Origin of the sequence: Gimesia chilikensis, assembly GCF_008329715.1 — a bacterium.
In the GTDB taxonomy this organism is placed as follows: Bacteria; Planctomycetota; Planctomycetia; order Planctomycetales; family Planctomycetaceae; genus Gimesia; species Gimesia chilikensis.
In genome coordinates this window covers 518,286-532,138 of sequence record NZ_VTSR01000005.1, presented here as the reverse complement: position 1 = coordinate 532,138, position 13,853 = coordinate 518,286, and the positions used below count along the sequence as shown (strand labels likewise).

Genomic DNA, 13,853 nt, shown 5'->3' with positions numbered 1-13,853 from the left:
TCAATCAATTTCGACTTGTAAAAATTAGAGCGATCCGAAGTGTGTTCTCCACAGTCAGCCGGTTGACGACATAGCTCAACTTCTAATTTCGAGCAGGAAGTCGGCCCTGGTGATGTTTGGCATAGAATTCGCATACTTTACATGTCAATCGTTTGTTTATTATCATTGCAGAGTGTTTATGTTAGTTTCAGGAGCTTCGTCGATCGTCTAAAAACGACTGACACAGGTTTGAGTACTGATGTCCTTCCACAGCTACCTCACAATTGAGTTTAGAAACTCGTGTGATCCTGCCCATGAGTCCTGCCTCATCTGTTTTTGATGCTTAAAGAAAGAAACGTTCTCTACGTCCTTGTTGTTATATCTCTATTTTATTTCTAAAGGAAACTTTTATGTTTTGCAGGCACAATGTACGCAAACGTGGTTTCACGCTGATCGAGTTATTGGTCGTGATTGCCATTATTGCTATCTTAATCGCGCTTCTTCTGCCCGCTGTTCAGCAGGCACGTGAAGCAGCACGTCGCAGTACGTGTAAAAACAACCTGAAGCAGCTCGGGCTGGCATTGCATAACTACCACGATGCCTACCTGCGCTTCCCCATTGGTGAGCAGAGCCCTTACTACCGCCCGAACTGGCGTGTGCCTCTGCTGCCCTTCCTGGATCAGGCTCCCGCTTACAACCAGATGAACTTTGAAGTGAGCACCACTGTCGGTGGCTTCGCTTCGCAGAACAGTGGTGGATCATACGGTTATGGTTCCGGTGCTGGTTCCAACGAAGTGCTGAAGACATTACGCGTTCCTGTCTACAACTGTCCTTCCAGTCCTCATGGAAACAATGCTAACGACAGTGCGAACGTGAAGAACAACTACGATCTGGGACAGACCATGGACTATGTCGGTATCGCCGGTGCGACACCGGATCCCTCTGGTACAACCAGCACCTGTTCTGCATCTGGAGCCGGTTATGGAAACGGAACGTTCTGTAATAACGGTCTGCTGGCTCCTAATGAGAGCTTCCGCATCCGTGACATTAAGGATGGAACCTCCAACACAGTCATCGTCGGCGAACAGTCTGGTCAGGTAAATAACCAGGACAGCCGTTCGAACTACTATGGCGGCTGGAGTGGTATCGGTCCTTCCTCTAAAGTGACTTCCTGGTCCAACGGTTCCAACGTCTGGGGATCGGGAACGACCACCGTCATGTATTCTGTGAACAGTTTCTGGAATACCAGTGCCGGCAGTGAAGCGTATCGGACCTATGGTGCGAACACGATTCTGGGCTCTTATCATACCGGCGGTACACACGTGCTGCTGGCTGATGGTGCTGTCAGATTTGTTTCGGATAACCTCGATTTCGGAACCCTGGCAAATCTCTGTTCCAAGAAGGATGGCCAGGTCCTGGGGGAATTCTAATCGACCGTTCAGGAAGATTTGAATGCTGACCCGCGATACAATGCGAAAGCCCCCGGTCATCCGGATCGGGGGCTTTCCTCTTGCTGACTTAAACTGATTTATATAACAGGATCAATTGAAATTATGTTACAGCGATTTGAGATGCCGAACGCGTTCCTTGCTGTCATGCTGCTGACTGTCGTGACCACCCTGGCTGGATGTGGTGGGGCGGAAGAAGGTAAGAAAAAAGCCGAAGTCACAATTACCATTACCCACAACGGTTCCCCCGTGACAGAGGGAGATGTGCGGCTGATGATGACCGGCAAAGGCGAAGGTGCTATGGGCACCCTGAACGAATCCGGGCAGGTCGAACTGCAGGAAGTCGTGCTGGGAAATTATTCTGTCTCCGTGACTCCCCCCGAAGGAACTCCGGATAACCCGATTCCTAAAAAAGAGTATCCAAACATTCCCAAACAGTATCGGTCGCTACAGGAAAGTCCTCTCAAGGCTGACGTCAAAGCCGGTACGAATGAATTTACGTTCGATCTGAAATAGTAGTCACAACTCGCAATGGCTCAGTGATGGAAACTGGAACCGCCGGCTTGCGGTTCATGATCCGGACGCTGAGCAAAGTAGTCGATGGCATGCTGCAGATCACCGAGCAGCATGTCAGCCATGTCGCGGGTGAAACCCTCCTTGCAGACGCACCGCAGCACCGCCAGATCTTCCCGATTCTTCGGGAAGGTATAGGCGGGAACCAGCCAGCCTCGTTCGCGAACTTTGTCGGAAATATCAAACACGCTGAAGTTCGCCTTTTCGTTGGTGGTGAAGGCGAACACGGGAATGTCGCTGCCGTCGGAAATCAGATCAAACGGACCCAGCTTCGCGATGCCCGCTGAGAGGTACATCGCCACGTCCTGCGATGTCTGATGAATCTCGCGATAACCTTCGTGCCCCAGTCTCAGGAAGTTGAAGTACTGCGCTACCACCTGGTTACCGGGACGGGAAAAGTTCAGCGCAAAGTTGGGCAGGTCTCCCCCCAGATAGTTGCAGTGAAAGATCAGTTCCTCGGGCAGTTCCTCTCGGCTGCGCCACAACACCCAGCCAACTCCCGGATACACCAGGCCGAACTTATGCCCGGATGTATTGATCGATTTCACCAGCGGCAGACGGAAGTCCCATTCCAGATCGGGTTGCAGGAATGGTGCGACGAAACCACCGGAAGCTGCATCGACGTGAATCGGTACGTCCCAGCCGGTTTCGGTGTTGAGTCTGGTGAGTGCGTCGTTGACCTCTTTGACGTTTTCATATCGACCGTCAAAGGTGCTGCCCATGATGACCACCACACCGATGGTGTTTTCGTCGACCAGCTTGACCGCTTCTTCCGCAGTCAGGCAGTAACGGTCCCCTTCCATGGGAACGAAACGGGGTTCGATTTCCCAGTAGCGACAGAATTTTTCCCAGCAGACCTGCACGTTGATACCCATGACCATGTTTGGTTTGTCTGCGGGCTTGCCCTGGGCTTCACGGCGTTTACGCCAGTTCCATTTCAGCGCCATGCCACCCAGCATCGCCGCTTCACTGGAACCGATGGTCGAGCAGCCAATCGAGTTTTCTTCCGAAGGAGAATTCCATAACTGGGCCAGCATGTTGGTGCAGCGGAGTTCGATTTCCGCAGTCTGCGGATACTCGTCTTTGTCGATCATGTTCTTGTCGAACGTTTCAGACATCAACTGCCGGGCTTCGTCTTCCATCCAGGTCGTAACGAACGTCGCCAGGTTCAGTCGCGAGTTGCCGTCCAGAATCAGTTCGTCGCGAATCAGGTTGTAAGCGACTTTGGGAGGCAGGCCGTCCTGGGGCATCTGGTATTTGGGAACCGGTTCCCGAATGTAGCGGCCGCCGTAAGCGGGCGTGATGACTGAGTCGAGATCGTCTTCGTTAGGATTTTTCTGGCCGTGCAGCATGAGCAGTTCCCTCCTGGATGTTCAACCGGTGAAAGAGCGGGTTACTGCTATCCTACTGAATGACTCGAGGAATTAAATATCGATCGAGTGACCGATCGGTTTTTCTCTCAAATTTTATGTATTACAACCCACGGCACACTGCCCGATGATGTCCAGCTTATCGTCATTCAGGTAACAGTAGCGATTGACCCAGACGCCGTCCGGGCTGATATCAGTCGCGGCCTGCATTCGCTCGCGAAAATCTTCCGTGGGTCCGTAACCGTGCGCTAGCGCATAAATCGGCATTGGTCGGGCCAGCTTGCGGGCTGCCAGGATTTTTCGCTCTTGGGCCAGCGGTCCGGAGAGATGCGGTTCTTCAGGGCCGGGGTAATAGACTTCAGAAAGTCGTTCCGGCGGATCCGCATCGGTGATATCCAGGAATTTGAACAACGCGCGAACCAGCAATGTTTCCGAGAGCCCCGGGTTCGCTGCCAGCAGTTGATCGCCATAGGATCTGAGAATCATCGACCAGTGCATGCCATACAGTTTGACGCTGACTGAATTACAGTATTTCGCTGCCAGTGAATAGTTCATCCCCGAAATGATCGACCAGGGAGGTGGAAACGCGCTGGGCGCGAGTTCGACGTTCGGCTTGCCGGCGTCGTCCATTGTTTTGCGGAAGCCCGCCAGCAGTTCTTTAGAGAGCTGCGCCTTGAGCAGCAGCATCGCGGACGCCCCGGGGAAATGATCGTTGAGCCAGACCGTGAAGTTCGCGGCCTGATTTTCTTCGGCGAGCCAGTTATCCAGGTCGAAGTTCGTCAGCCCGCCATTGAGCTTTTGATACAAAGCCAGCGAGTCTTCCCGCATTTGTTCGAAGTGGTAGCCGAGTCGGTCGGCCGCCCGTCGTGCATGGTCGCTGAAATCGAAGAACGCCGAATCGAGGAAGTATGGCGGATACTCGGGCCAGTCGAAACGAATGCCGTCGATGTCCGGGTAATGCTGTAACAGATCGCGAATCAGCGCATGCTGGTATTCGATGATGTGCGGGCTCGCCAGGCTCCCGTTATTCGCGACGCGTTTCCGCGGGAGCGAACCCTCGGGCAGGCGGGGAATATCTTCTTCGACCGGGCCTCCAAACTGCACACGATACCCGGGCGGGATCGCAGCCTGCACCTGGAAATAGACTTCCAGGCCGCGGTCATGGGCCGCTTCAATGAAGTGGGCTACCACCTGACCTTCGCGATGTGTCAGTTCATCGGCACTCGCGGGCTGATAGCGCAAGTCTGCATAGAGCCTTTCATCGGGGACGAAGCTGGGGGACGTTCGCACCCACAGCTCCCGCTTTCCTTCCCAGAGCGGACGGTCCAGCAGGCGGACCTGGCCGGCTCCCGCATCCGCCGGGGGTTCGCGGACTCCGGTCTGTACGTCGGCCAGTTGCATGACGTAAGGCGAGGTGGAGACGGCAGTCACCCCTGCCCGCTGCATGAGATTGTCGAGAACATTTTCGACTCCCTCGTACTGCAGATACTCCGGTAAGACGGTCACGCCGATTTGTCTCTGCTGACTCATGATTCCCTCGTAAAGAAGCAGAATGGACTCTCAGAGTCCTTTATCTTATCGGCCCGTCAGATTTTTTCTCCAGCCCACAGGGGGGATTTTTTTACACTTTATTAAGGCCCGGGCAGCTTCTCGCAGAAAGCGACCAGGATAAACGTCGCGATGGGGCCCAGTAACAGAGAGATCAGAAACCAGACCAGCCCGCTCCGGTTTTTACCCTGAGCGAGCCCGGCGTTGATCAACGACAGCGTTCCCCAGCCCACAAGATAACCGGGGTCCTGACCCAGTGGCGCAGCAATCAGCATTGACGTTACTCCTGTTCAATACCGGGTTTGTTTCAATCCGTTTCCTGCGCCAGGCCAGGTGACCGTCGATTACTCTGTGATGATGTCGTTCACGGTTCCACCGCTGGGAATCATCGGCAGCACGTGTTCCTGGTAAGTGCAGATCACGTCCAGCAGATAAGGCTCGTCTGAAGCCAGCATCTCCGCCAGGGCAGCCGGGTACTCGGCTTTGGAGCGAACCTGTTTCGCTTTCAGGCCGAAACCTCTCGCGATCGAAACGAAGTCGGGATAAGTGACTTCTCCATGATCACCGGAACCTTTGCCCTCCCATTCGGGATGATGCACGGGACCCAGGTAAGTATGGGCACGACGCCCTTCCATGAAGCGGTCTTCCCACTGCACCACCATGCCGAGGTGCTGGTTGTTCAGCAGCAGGATTTTCACCGGCAGGTTTTCAGTGTAAAGCGTCGCCATTTCCTGGACGTTCATCAGCATCGAACCATCGCCGTCAATGTCAACCACCAGTGAATCCGGGAACTGAGCCTGAACGCCCATTGCCGCGGGCAGACCGAAGCCCATAGTTCCCAGTCCGGAACTGCTGAGCCAGTGGCGGGGCTTGTTGAACTTGTAGAACTGAGCCGCCCACATCTGGTGCTGACCAACGCCTACGGTGATGTAAGGATCTTTGTCTTTGGTCTGCTGCCAGAGTTCGTGAATCGCATACTGCTGTGACATCACATCGCCCAACTCGGGATACTTGAGCGGGAACTTTTCTTTCCACTCTTTGACCTGGGCCAGCCAGTTATCAACCTGGGGCAGGTCATCATCGGTAATCGCTTCGTTCAATGCGGCCAGAACGTGTTTCAGATCCGCATTGATCGGAATGTGAGCTTCCTTGTTTTTCTGCAGCTCAGACGGGTCGATGTCCACATGCACGATCTTACCATGCTTGGCGAACTCTTCGAGCTTACCGGTCACGCGGTCGTCAAACCGCACGCCGAATGCCAGCAGCAGGTCGGCTTCGTTGACGGCATAGTTCGCATACACGGTGCCGTGCATCCCCAGCATGTCCAGGCTCAGGGGATCGTCACCGGGGAATACGCCCAGTCCCATTACGGTCGTGGTTACGGGAATGTTGGTCTTACGGGCGAACTTCACGAGTTCTTCGGAAGCGTCGGAAATGATGGCACCACCACCGACGTATAAGATCGGTTTCTTGGAACGTTTGATCGCTGCCAGAATCTGTTTGATCTGTTCGGGAGCTGCTTTCCGCAACTCGGGACGATAACCGGGCAGATAGGTTTCGGGATCGTAATCCGGCTCGTCATCAAGTGTGGCCAGCTGACAGTCTTTGGGGAAGTCGATCAGCACGGGACCCGGACGGCCGGTGTTCGCGATGAAGAAGGCTTCCTTCACGATGCGGGCGACGTCTTTAACGTCGGTAACCATGTAGGTGTGTTTGGTGATGGCGCGGGAAATTTCAACCATCGGCGTTTCCTGGAACGCGTCGCTACCGATGACAGCCTGCGGTACCTGACCGGTAATCGCCACCATCGGAATACTGTCCAGCTTGGCATCCGCCAGGGCCGTTACCAGGTTGGTTGCACCGGGACCACTGGTCGCCATACAGACGCCCACTTCACCCGTTGTACGGGCAATCCCCTGGGCTGCGAAACCACCACCCTGTTCGTGGCGGGGCAGCAGGGTGCGGATGTCGTCTTTGTATTTCATCAAAGCCTGATGCAGAGGCATGCTGCAACCGCCGGGGTAGGCGAAGATCGTCTTGACGCCCTGCCGCACCAATGCCTGAACCAGAATCTCAGCGCCATTGATGGTAGTCGTTTTCGTCTCTTTTTCGTTGGCAGTGGCCACTGTTTCACCCTTCTTTTCGATGATCTTTAAAACTCTGAAATTCTATCTGACTGATCTCAGATCCCCGCATTGGTTTCAGTCGGGAACCTGCTCGATCAGCGTTTGCTGTCACCATAACAGACAAACCTGTAGACGCACCTCGTACGCCTGATGTTCGGTTTGGGAAAATCAAAGACTGATTTCGATCTCAATTCTATCTACTCCGGGGGACAATAACGAGTCATTTCCTGCTCAGAATCCGATTTTCGTCCAGAGACATTCGCATTAATCAGCCTCTGCTAACGGGTTACAAAACCTGTTTCGATTATTCAGGTTAAGTCACTCCTGACCGTATCCACGCTGTCCTGACTTAGAAAATCACGAGTCCTCAAAATATGTATGGCTATAAGTTAATAAATTTCATTGATTTACGTTCAAAGGTCCGTCGAAATCTCAGATCAGTCTCATTCCGGCTGGGAAAAGTATGGAACCTCTGGTTCATTTTGATACGATATATAAGCAGGTGTTTAAGTGAATCTCTGCTGCTGCCCGACCACCGTGAATGGGGACCCTGCAGCAGGCACCGAGAGTCAGTCACCTGAAAATCCCACCACCACAGCCAGCCGAGGTAATCACGATGAACCGTCCCGCGACACCGCTTCAGGCGCTCAAGTCTCGACGTTCTTTTCTCCAGGCCGGATTCCTGACACTCGGCGGATTGAGTCTGGCTGACCTGCTGCGCCTCCGCGCCGTCAGTGCTGCTCCCCATAAGTCGACCCCCGATACCTCGGTGATTCTCATCTGGCTGCAGGGCGGACCCAGTCATATGGAAACTTATGACCTCAAGCCCAACGCTCCGGTGGAATACCGGGGGGAGTTCAATCCCATTCACACCAATGTACCCGGTATGGATATCTGCGAGCATCTCCCCCTGCACGCGAAAGTCGCAGATCGCTTTACCGTCATCCGATCGATCTCCCACGGTTTTGCCAACCACGCCGGCGGAGCAGGGCGGTTCCTCTCCGGTCGCGATCCGTTGCGGCCCCTCGATCCCATCTCGCAGTTTCCAACGATCGGCCCCATTGTCTCCCGCATGCGCGAACACGTGAATAACGGTCTGCCCAACTACATCGGGAATCAACCCCGCGTCTATGGTGGCGGCAGCGCCTACCTGGGCGAGGCAGCCCTCCCCTTCGTCGTGGGCGCTGATCCGAACCTGGATAACTTCCAGGTCCCCAATATCACCATGGATGATAAGCTCAAAGAACGTCTCGATGATCGCATGACGTTGCTGACCTCCTTCGACCAGATGCGCCGCGACATCGATCAGAACGGCTCGCTCGCATCGATTGATAAGTTCAACAGCAAAGCCTTGAACATGCTCACCAGCGACAAGGCCCGCAACGCGTTTGACATGTCTCAAGAGAGCGAAGCCACCCGCGAAAAATACGGACGTCACAAATGGGGACAGCGTGCCCTGCTGGCCCGCCGCCTGGTCGAAGCGGGCTGCAGCTTCGTCACCATGCAGATGCAGAACCCCGGCGTCCAGGGCTGTGCCAGCAACTGGGATATTCATGCCGTCAACGGGCACCTCTACGACGACCTCCGTGGTCGCCTGCCCATTTTCGACCGTGCCGTCTCCGCGCTGGTGGAAGATATCTACGATCGCGGGCTGGATGAAAAAGTAATGGTCATCGTCTCCGGTGAGTTTGGTCGCACCCCCCGCATCAATCCTCAGAAGGGAACCCGTTCCAAAATCATGCAGCCCGGTCGCGATCACTGGCCCGGTGCGATGTCGGTCCTCGTTTCCGGCGGCGGCATGAAGATGGGACAGGTCATCGGTTCGACCACCGCCAACGGCGCCTACGCCAAAGACAACAAGCTCGATCCCAACGATCTGCTCGCAACCGTCTACCGCTTCCTGGGCATCGATCACCACCACGCCTTCCTCGATCACAGCGGCCGTCCCATGCCCATCCTCCCCAAAGGATCTCCCATCCCCGAACTCAGCTGATCGAATCGTTTCCGAAATCCGATCAGCGCCATCTGTAGGGGCGGTGCCTGTGTGCCCGCCCGCCTGGTGACTCACTTTCTGAGTGAACCCCTTCGATAGGAACCGGAAGAAAATCCTCCGGGTGGTCGCGGATGTAATCCGTGATTGCCGCAGGCAACAGGAGGTGACAGAGTTGATGTTGTCTGGAGAGAGACTCATCCTCATTCTTCTGTAGGAAACCATAGAAAAAACAGGCATAGACCTCATGCTGGGAGCCACAGCAATCCACACCTGCAAATCTCCCCACTGAACGTCCTCCACTCCCACCTGAACGAACTCCCCTTGATCGCCTCCCGCCGAAACGTATCTTGTTCCCATCTGGCTCGCGCGCGAGGATGTTGAACCGGGTACGGTTTCTGGAAAACCGGTGAGCCAGCCACACCTGCTTTTCAGCTGATCTCCACTGGAACAAGACAAACATGTTCGCGATGTGCCCTGCAATCTGTGCATGACACACCAGGACAAAACCCGGCCAGACCAGGACAAAATCCGGGACAGACTGGGACAAAATCTGGGCACACCAGGACAAAATTCTGTCCTGCCCCCTCTCTCCTCTTTCCAAAAATGAGTGCCTATCATGACAACCTCTCAAATGAAAAAATTAATCCACAGCTCCCACCTGGCAACCCGCCACCAGCTTCAATCCCCAGGGGAAATCAAATCACGCCCACCAACCGTGAGCGGCAAGCGCCATTCCGCTCACTAAAAAAACAGGGTGGTCGCGGATGCAATCCGTGATTGCCGCAGGCAACAGGAGGTCGCAGAACCCCATTGTCTATTTTGTGACCGATGTACTAAGATACTCGTCAGGTTCCTGGTCTTACTCACTCTCGTTTGGAAAGCAGTGTCGATGGTAGAAAAAACAGTAGTCGCTCGAGAGTTTCTGTTGAAAGATCCTCAGGGAGATACTCGCGGTCGACTGGGGTTTTATGGCTCCGATGATTCCCCACGTATACGGCTCATCGACAGTGTTTATCACGAAAGAGTCAGTATTGGAATCGCTAATGACCATCCGGGGGTAGGGTTATTGAATTCTAATGCCAGCACTTCATTGATCATCGGTTGTATCTTTCCAGAAACTTCCGGGGTGATGATCAACGATGAACGGGGATTGCTGGGAACGACGCTGGAGGTTTGGCCAGGTTATCCCGGTAAGATCAATATCTATGATCCCGAAGTGGAAGAAAGAGGGATTGAGATTTTGTGTAATGTCTGCTGGACGAGTTCTCAAAGTCAGCAATAAGCGAGTCAGGCGGTAATCAACTTCTCGATGACCCTTCTCGAACAGGGAATACATAGATGACCGAAGAAATCAAAGAAGTAATCCAGGCGGAAGAATTTCAACTGGTCGATGCGCAAGGAAACGTACGGGCGCGCTTGGGTTTTGTGGAGGGGGAGCCTTACCTGCAGTTTATTGACAGCCAGGGTTGTGAGCGGATCAAGATCGGCATCTCTGCAGACAAGCCAGGTATTCGAATTCTGAATTCCGATGCCAGCACGCAGGCCGCTATCGGGACGATTGACACGGGCCAGACAGGCATCATGCTGTGTGATGAAACCGGCACCCTGGGAATGACAATGCTGATTGATCAGAACCGCGAGAGCCATATTAAAATCTATGACCAGGAAGGCGAAACATTCTGGGCTGCCCCCTGAATGATTCCAGCTATCGGCGCAACAGCTCAATCCAGATCTATGAAACCAAACTATGCGAACGTCGGACGTTGTCTGCCTGCCCGCCTGGCGCCATTCCGCTCACAAAAAAACAGGGTGGTCGCGGATGCAATCCGTGATTGCCACAGGCAACAGGAGGTCACAGAACAACCAATCAATTAATAACCAGTCCCCCAACCCGTGATTCGTAGGGGCAGTGCCTGTGTGCCTGCCCGCCTGGCGTCTTTCTTTTTCAGTAAACTTCCTCGAAGGCAACCGGAATAACGAGCCATCGGGTGAGCCCGAATAAAATTCGGGCCGAGCGCAGCGAGCAGGAAACGGTCAGTGTTGCGTCCCCGGGAAGTCAGCGCTTCCGTTAGCAAGCCATCGCGATCCCAAAACACAAACGGTCCATTCTAAGCAAACGAAACGACCACCCCTAGCTGAATATCGCGAACCGGTAAACAGAACTCAGCGGGTACCGGCGGCAGGCAGGGAGGCAATGAACTTGTCGAATACGCGGCGGTACTCTTCGGTCTGCGGATCGTTGTGACCTCCGCCCGGCAGGACGACAAACTGTTTCGGACCGCCGGCCGCGTTGAACAGCTTTCGTCCCAGTTCGATGGGGATCAGTTGATCGTTGTCGCCATGACTCTGCAGCAACGGTCCCTCATAGTTCCCAATCTTTGCGGCTGAGTTCAACCGCTGCGTCATGTTCAGACTGGGCAGGATCCAGGGGAAATGATGGGCCGCAGCATCAGGCAGCGAAGAGAACGTGCTGGCAAGCACAAGTCCCCGCGCGCCGTCTTTCGCCGCCAGATCCACAGCGACCGCGCCTCCCAGCGAACGTCCCATGACAACGATGTCCGTCTCCTTAACGCCGGCGCGTGAGGCCAGCCAGGCACGAGCCGCCCGCGCGTCCTGCAGGATCCCGCGTTCGTTTGGCTTGCCCTCACTCTTGCCGTATCCCCGGTAGTCAAAGGTCATCACCGCGAGCCCATGACGCTCATTCAGGATTTTCAGCGATGCTCCCCGGCTGACAATGTTCCCCGCATTGCCGTGACAAAACAGCGCCACTGCCCAAGGTTCCGGATGATCCAGGTACCAGCCATGCAACCTGGTGCCATCTTCCGCTTCGAACCACGCATCCTCAAAGGGGAGATTCTCCGGCAGCGCGGCCGATTCAGGAAAGGGGCTCGGATAATAAACCAGCGCACGTTCGACCGGAACCAGCGGCGAAAGCGGCCCCAGCGAGGCACAACCAGCCGGCAGCAACAACAGCCCCCACACGAGTTGGCAACAGAGTCGCATGATGATCTCCGAGAGAAAGAAGCGACGGAGCGTACGCGATCTACATCCAATCAGTCAATGTTGATCTCTCGAAGGGGGGGCTCGAATCGACTATACCCCTGTCAGGCCACAAGTTAGAGCAACAATGACCAGCCCACCAACCCGACAGTCGTAGGGGCGAACCCATGTGTTCGCCCGCCTGGCGACCCGCCACCAGCTTCAACGCCCAAGGGAAATCAGATCACGCCCACCAACCGTGAGCGGCAAAGCGCTAGTAACTCCGATTGCAAATAGTTTCCCACTAAAGCGAATTGTTGCCATTGCTTCCTGGTTTTCCTGAGTTCTCTCCAGGTGCGGGGGCGTTCGATCTGCTGTCTTTTCTGTGTGCGGTGGCCGGTATACGTCCAGCGCATGGGGCGGGCCAGATGCTGGTTGAAGTATTCAATGAACCGCCGTAATTTCTCGATCAAATCCTGTTTGGAAGTGAAGCTGCCCCGACGCAGTACGCGGCGTTTGATGATGCCGAACACGATTTCGATCTGGTTCAACCAGGAACTGTGGTTGGGCAGATACACAAAACGAAAGCGATGTGCCGGGTCGGTCAGAAACTCACGCCGACTGGTCATCGTTTTCAGCACACCTTCGCGTTTGACCTTTCCCTGGTTGATGAAGGCGCGAACTGGAAGACCTGGTCCAGTCAGTGGCAGCCCAGTCCCAGTGAACGCAAGAAACATCCCGATTTGCCTGCCGACGCGGAGCTGTCGGTGCAACTGCATGAAATCGAAACGGACGAAAGGAAACCGCTGTACCTGTTAACCAGCCTGGATGAATCAGTCGAGATGCTGTCCGACCTGTATGCGCGGCGGACCGATGTCGAGACCGATATTCGGAATATCAAAGTGGTCCTGGATACGGAAAACATTCATGCGCGGGGTGTTGAGATGTTCCATAAGGAACTGATGACTTCGATGGTCGCCTACAATCTGATAGTTCAATTCCGGCGTCAGGCGGCAGAACTGGTGAAGGTGCCTCCCCGTCGCATGAGCTTCAAACGAATCTGTACCACGTTCCGGCAGTTTCTGCTGTCGTCGATGTATACTACAGCTGCCGACTGGAGAGAACGCTATCGTTTCGCGCTGGGGATCGCCATGCAGGACAAGCTACCCAACCGACCGGGACGTAAATATCCAAGGGAAGCGTATCGACGACGTACCAAGTCAACTCATTTCAAAAAACGCGAGAAAAGATCGGAGGCGGAAGAAGAATGATGTAAAGTAAGTGCCATTAGGCTAACGCCCTGCGGCTAATGGTGTTATCCGTTTCGGTTGCCTGAGAGTCATCCTCGAAAAAAAAGTAATCAGACACCGACACTCCGCGGATATCTGCTACTTCAGTTCCTGGGCCAGCCCGATGAGAAATCCTTCTGGGCCCCGGATGTAACAGAGCTGATAGGTGTCTCCATATTGAACGACCTCACCTACCAGCGTAGCGCCGCGTTGCTCCAGCCGGGCCAGCGTTTCATTGATGTCCTCCACCGTGAACATGACACGCAGGTAGCCCAGGGAGTTCACGGGAGCGCTGCGATGATCGGCGACCACAGGCGGTGCCAGGAAGCGGGACAGCTCCAGCCGGCTCTGACCGTCGGGCGTACGTAACATGGCAATCTCGACACGCATCTCTCGCAAGCCTGTAACTCCGTCGGCCCAGTCTCCCGCAATCGGTGCACGCCCCTCGAGCTCCAGGCCCAGTTCCGTGAAAAAATCAATCGCGGCATCCAGGTCTTCGACCACAATACCCACGTTATCCATCCGCTTGACGGTCATACTCTCTCCCT

13 protein-coding genes are annotated in these 13,853 nt (G+C 54.7%); 6 read left to right on the top strand and 7 right to left on the bottom strand.

The genetic code is table 11. The features are described from left to right. Window positions 1–389 precede the first annotated feature (389 nt). Window positions 390–1,409 (top strand): DUF1559 domain-containing protein, encoded by a 1,020-nt coding sequence (locus FYZ48_RS06400; protein ID WP_149338563.1) that lies wholly within the window; start codon window positions 390–392, stop codon window positions 1,407–1,409. A 123-nt stretch (window positions 1,410–1,532) separates the two neighbouring features. Then, entirely contained in the window at window positions 1,533–1,943 is a 411-nt protein-coding gene (locus FYZ48_RS06395) for a hypothetical protein (protein ID WP_149338561.1), read from the top strand. A 20-nt stretch (window positions 1,944–1,963) separates the two neighbouring features. Here FYZ48_RS06395 and FYZ48_RS06390 read toward each other — a convergent pair whose 3' ends face one another. The 4 genes from FYZ48_RS06390 to ilvB all read right to left on the bottom strand — a co-directional run bounded on the left by FYZ48_RS06390 (window position 1,964) and on the right by ilvB (window position 7,044). Then, on the bottom strand, window positions 1,964–3,352 hold the full coding sequence (locus tag FYZ48_RS06390; protein WP_149338559.1) for a glutamate decarboxylase: 1,389 nt from the start codon (window positions 3,350–3,352) through the stop codon (window positions 1,964–1,966). Window positions 3,353–3,466: 114 nt separating this feature from the next. Further along, a complete protein-coding gene (locus FYZ48_RS06385; protein ID WP_149338557.1) occupies window positions 3,467–4,900 on the bottom strand; it encodes a hypothetical protein in 1,434 nt (477 codons plus the stop codon). Between the two features lie 101 nt (window positions 4,901–5,001). After that, window positions 5,002–5,193 (bottom strand): hypothetical protein, encoded by a 192-nt coding sequence (locus FYZ48_RS06380; RefSeq protein WP_149338555.1) that lies wholly within the window; start codon window positions 5,191–5,193, stop codon window positions 5,002–5,004. Between the two features lie 69 nt (window positions 5,194–5,262). Next, the gene (ilvB, locus tag FYZ48_RS06375) at window positions 5,263–7,044 is read right to left on the bottom strand and encodes a biosynthetic-type acetolactate synthase large subunit (RefSeq protein WP_149338552.1); all 1,782 of its coding nucleotides are present in this window, start codon (window positions 7,042–7,044) and stop codon (window positions 5,263–5,265) included. Window positions 7,045–7,660: 616 nt separating this feature from the next. On the opposite strand from ilvB, the gene FYZ48_RS06370 reads away from it, so the two are divergent. The 3 genes from FYZ48_RS06370 (at window position 7,661) to FYZ48_RS06360 (ending at window position 10,732) form a co-directional block, all read left to right on the top strand. Then, window positions 7,661–9,037, top strand: coding sequence for a DUF1501 domain-containing protein (locus tag FYZ48_RS06370; RefSeq protein WP_149338550.1), 1,377 nt, complete (start codon window positions 7,661–7,663; stop codon window positions 9,035–9,037). 889 nt (window positions 9,038–9,926) lie between these two features. Continuing rightward, window positions 9,927–10,319 carry a hypothetical protein gene (locus tag FYZ48_RS06365; protein ID WP_149338548.1) on the top strand — a complete coding sequence of 131 codons (393 nt, stop codon included), beginning with the start codon at window positions 9,927–9,929 and terminating at the stop codon, window positions 10,317–10,319. 56 nt (window positions 10,320–10,375) lie between these two features. After that, a complete protein-coding gene (locus FYZ48_RS06360) occupies window positions 10,376–10,732 on the top strand; it encodes a hypothetical protein (protein WP_149338546.1) in 357 nt (118 codons plus the stop codon). A 468-nt stretch (window positions 10,733–11,200) separates the two neighbouring features. On the opposite strand, the gene FYZ48_RS06355 is transcribed toward FYZ48_RS06360, so the two are convergent. Next, window positions 11,201–12,040, bottom strand: coding sequence for an alpha/beta hydrolase (locus FYZ48_RS06355; RefSeq protein ID WP_149338543.1), 840 nt, complete (start codon window positions 12,038–12,040; stop codon window positions 11,201–11,203). 215 nt (window positions 12,041–12,255) lie between these two features. Then, the gene (locus tag FYZ48_RS29860) at window positions 12,256–12,645 is read right to left on the bottom strand and encodes a transposase (RefSeq protein WP_187781893.1); all 390 of its coding nucleotides are present in this window, start codon (window positions 12,643–12,645) and stop codon (window positions 12,256–12,258) included. On the opposite strand from FYZ48_RS29860, the gene FYZ48_RS06345 reads away from it, so the two are divergent. After that, window positions 12,607–13,287, top strand: coding sequence for a transposase (locus tag FYZ48_RS06345; RefSeq protein ID WP_149338539.1), 681 nt, complete (start codon window positions 12,607–12,609; stop codon window positions 13,285–13,287). The genes FYZ48_RS29860 and FYZ48_RS06345 overlap by 39 nt on opposite strands. Window positions 13,288–13,404: 117 nt before the next feature. Here FYZ48_RS06345 and FYZ48_RS06340 read toward each other — a convergent pair whose 3' ends face one another. Beyond that, entirely contained in the window at window positions 13,405–13,842 is a 438-nt protein-coding gene (locus FYZ48_RS06340) for a VOC family protein (protein WP_149338537.1), read from the bottom strand. Window positions 13,843–13,853: the final 11 nt, after the last annotated feature.